The sequence below is a fragment of the Variovorax sp. 01T439_2 genome, assembly GCF_056398445.1.
The window spans coordinates 1-3,780 of record NZ_JBFTPJ010000591.1 but is presented as its reverse complement, the minus strand read 5'-3'; the positions used below and the strand labels follow the sequence as shown (position 1 = coordinate 3,780).

Below are 3,780 nucleotides of genomic sequence, written 5' to 3'. Positions count from 1 at the left end.
GTTCGACGTCTACAGCGTCGGGCAGACGGCCGAGCGGCTGTTCGCGGGCCAGGGTCAGGCGCTGGCCGCGGGCTGGCGCGACAAGCAGATCGAATACACGCGACTCGTCACCACCAGCAACCACGGCGCCCACTACCGGCCCTTCGGCGAACTCACGCGCGCCGCGCTGCGCTACACCTGCAAGCGGCTGGGCCTCGGCCTGACCGAAGCCGCCGAGCAGCAGCTGATGGACCAGTACCGCACGCTCACGGCCTTTCCCGAATGCCGCGAAGTGCTCCAGGCGCTCAAGGCGCGCGGCGTGGCCACCGGCATCCTCTCGAACGGCGACCCCGGCATGCTCGACGCCGCCGTGCGCAGCGCCGGGCTCGATGGCCTGCTGGACCATGTGCTGAGCGTCGACGGCATCCGCAAGTACAAGACGCATCCCGACGCGTACCAGCTCGGCGTGGCCGCCACCGGCCTGCCGCCCGCGCGCATCGCCTTCGTGAGCTGCAACGGCTGGGACGCACTTGGCGCCACCTGGTTCGGCTTTCGCACGCTCTGGGTCAACCGCTACCAGCTCCCGTTCGAAGAACTCGGCACGCAGCCCGAACGCATCGGCAGCAGCCTGCGCGACGTGCTCGGGTTCTTCTGACAGACACCGCTCCTCATTTCATTCAGCATTGCACCGTTCTCAAGGAGAGAAAAAACATGACCGCCCGCACCACCACCCACGGCCTCCAGGTTGCGACCGAGCTTCACCGCTTCATCGAAGACAAGGTCCTGCCCGCCAGCGGCGTGGCCAGCGATGTTTTCTGGAAAGGCTTCGACGCCATCGTCCATGACCTCGCACCGAAGAACATCGCGCTCTTGGCCGAACGCGACCGCCTGCAGGCCGAGCTCGACGCCTGGCACAAGAAGAACCCCGGCCCCATCGCCGACATGCCGGCCTAYCGCGCCTTCCTCGAGAAGATCGGCTACCTGCTGCCGCAGCCCAAGGGCGCGAAGGCCACCACCGCGAACGTCGATTCCGAGCTCGCGCTGCAGGCCGGCCCGCAATTGGTGGTGCCGATCCTCAATGCCCGCTACGCGCTCAACGCCGCCAACGCGCGCTGGGGTTCGCTGTACGACGCGCTGTACGGCACCGATGCCATTCCCGAAACCGGCGGTGCCGAAAAGGGCAAGGGCTACAACCCCGTGCGCGGCGCCAAGGTCATCGAGTTCGCGCGCAACGTGCTCGACCAGGCCGCGCCGCTCGAAAACGGCTCGCACAAGATGGCGACCGGCTACAGCGTGAAGGACGGCAAGCTCGTCGTCGCACTGCAAAGCAGCAGCACCGGCCTTGCCGACCCCGCGCAGTTCGTCGGCTACCAAGGCGATGCGGCCGCGCCATCGTCGGTGCTGCTCAAGCACAACGGTATCCACCTGGACATCCGCATCGACCGCAGCACGCCGATCGGCAAGGGCGATGCAGCCGGCGTCAGCGACCTGGTGCTCGAAGCCGCGCTCTCGACCATCCTCGACCTCGAAGACTCGGTGGCCGTGGTCGACGCGGCCGACAAGGTGGTTGCCTATTCGAACTGGCTCGGCATCGTGCAGGGCACGCTCACCGAAGAAGTCGCCAAGGGCGGCAAGACCTTCACGCGCGGCCTCAACCCCGACCGCGAGTACACCGGCGCCGACGGCCGGCCCGTGAAGCTGCACGGCCGCTCGCTGATGTTCCTGCGCAATGTGGGCCACCTGATGACCAACCCGGCCGTGCTGTATGCGGGCAGCAAGGAAATTCCCGAAGGCATCCTCGATGCCGTGGTGACCACCACCATCGCGATGATCGACCTGAAGCGCAGGGGCAACTCGCGCACCGGCAGCATCTACATCGTCAAGCCCAAGATGCACGGCCCGGCCGAAGTGGCCTTTGCAAGCGAGCTGTTCGGCCGCGTCGAGCAGCTGCTCGGCCTGCCCGCCAACACCGTGAAGCTCGGCATCATGGACGAGGAGCGCCGCACCAGCGTCAACCTCAAGGCCTGCATCGCCGAGGCCGCCGCGCGCGTGGCCTTCATCAACACCGGTTTTCTCGACCGCACCGGCGACGAGATGCACACCGCCATGCACGGCGGCCCGATGATCCGCAAGGGCGACATGAAGTCCAGCGCGTGGATCGGCGCCTACGAGAAGAACAACGTGCTGGTCGGCCTCTCGTGCGGCCTGCGCGGCAAGGCGCAGATCGGCAAGGGCATGTGGGCCATGCCCGATCTGATGGCCGCCATGCTCGAGCAGAAGATCGCGCACCCCAAGGCCGGCGCCAACACCGCCTGGGTGCCCTCGCCCACCGCCGCCACGCTGCATGCGCTGCACTACCACCAGGTCAGCGTCACGGCCGTGCAGCAGGAGCTCGAGAAGATCGACGCCGACGCGGAACGCGACAACATCCTCAATGCGCTGCTGCAGGTGCCCATCGCCCCCGCGGCCAACTGGACCGAGGCCGAGAAGCAGCAGGAGATCGACAACAACGTGCAGGGCATCCTCGGCTATGTGGTGCGCTGGATCGACCAGGGCGTGGGCTGCTCCAAGGTGCCCGACATCCACAACGTGGGCCTGATGGAAGACCGCGCGACGCTGCGCATCTCGAGCCAGCACATCGCCAACTGGCTGCTGCACGGCGTGGTGACCAAGGCGCAGGTCGACGAGACCTTCCAGCGCATGGCCAAGGTGGTCGACGAGCAGAACGCCGGCGACCCGGTGTACCAGCCGATGGCCGGCCACTTCGACACCTCGGCTGCGTACAAGGCCGCGCAGGACCTGGTGTTCAAGGGCATCGAGCAGCCGAGCGGCTATACCGAGCCGCTGCTGCATGCGTGGCGGCTGAAGGTGAAGGGCGAGGCCTGATCGCGCTTGCGCATCGGCTTGGGAATGACGGCGCCTCGGGCGCCGTTTTTTTTTGGCATGCCGTTAGGATTGGTGCTGCCTCCGTCTCCCGCGCCGCGCCTCTCCCATGACCCTCTCCCCTGCCTCGGCACGTTCGGCCACATCGATGCTGATCGTGCTGGCCTCCGCTTTCGCGCTGAGCCAGGCCTTTCGCACCGTCGGCGCGATGATGGCCACGCCGCTCGCACAGCATTTCGGCCTCACGGCCCAGGCGCTGGGCTTGTGGGCCGGCACCTTCCATTTCATGTTCGGCGCGACGCAGCTCGCGATGGGTGTGTCGATCGACATCTACGGCGTGCGGCGCACGGTGCTCACGGCCTTTCCGCTTGCCATTGCGGGCGCGGTACTGTGTGCAGCGGCGCCCAGCTTCCATGCGCTGCTGCTCGGGCAGGCCATGGTCGGCGTCGGCTGCGCGCCGGCCTTTCTCGCCTGCACCGTGTTCATCGCACGCCACTTCGAGGCCGCGCGCTTCACGGCCATGTCGGGCCTCGTGATGAGCATGGCGGGGCTCGGCATCCTGTTTACCGGCACGCCGCTCGCGCTGCTGATCGAGGCCGCGAGCTGGCGCGCGGGCTACGCCAGTCTCGCGGGCTTTGCGATGCTGTCGTGGGGTTTCGTTTTCTGGCGCGTGCACGAACCGCCGCGCGCGGCGCCGCATGAACGCCCCACGCTCGCAAAGGCCGTGCGCGAACTGCTCCCGCTCTTTGCCATGCCGCACACGCTGGGCCTGCTGTGCTTTGCCTGCGTGTCGTATGCGGCCTTCATCACCCTGCGCGGCCTTTGGCTCGGCCCCATGCTGCACGACCGCCATGGGCTGTCGCTGGTCGGCAGCGGCAACGTGGCGCTGGTGATGACCATCGCCGGCATGATCAGCCC

General features: G+C 67.5%; 3 protein-coding genes. All 3 read left to right on the top strand.

What is annotated here, in order from left to right; genetic code table 11:
- Positions 1–634, top strand: a 634-nt coding sequence (locus tag AC1DOC_RS23920; protein ID WP_478130629.1) for a haloacid dehalogenase type II, incomplete at its 5' end; no start/stop codon positions are given.
- A 56-nt stretch (positions 635–690) separates the two neighbouring features.
- On the top strand, positions 691–2,865 hold the full coding sequence (locus tag AC1DOC_RS23915; RefSeq protein ID WP_478081416.1) for a malate synthase G: 2,175 nt from the start codon (positions 691–693) through the stop codon (positions 2,863–2,865).
- 106 nt (positions 2,866–2,971) lie between these two features.
- A partial coding sequence (locus AC1DOC_RS23910; RefSeq protein ID WP_478130628.1) for an MFS transporter occupies positions 2,972–3,780 on the top strand: 809 nt, incomplete at its 3' end.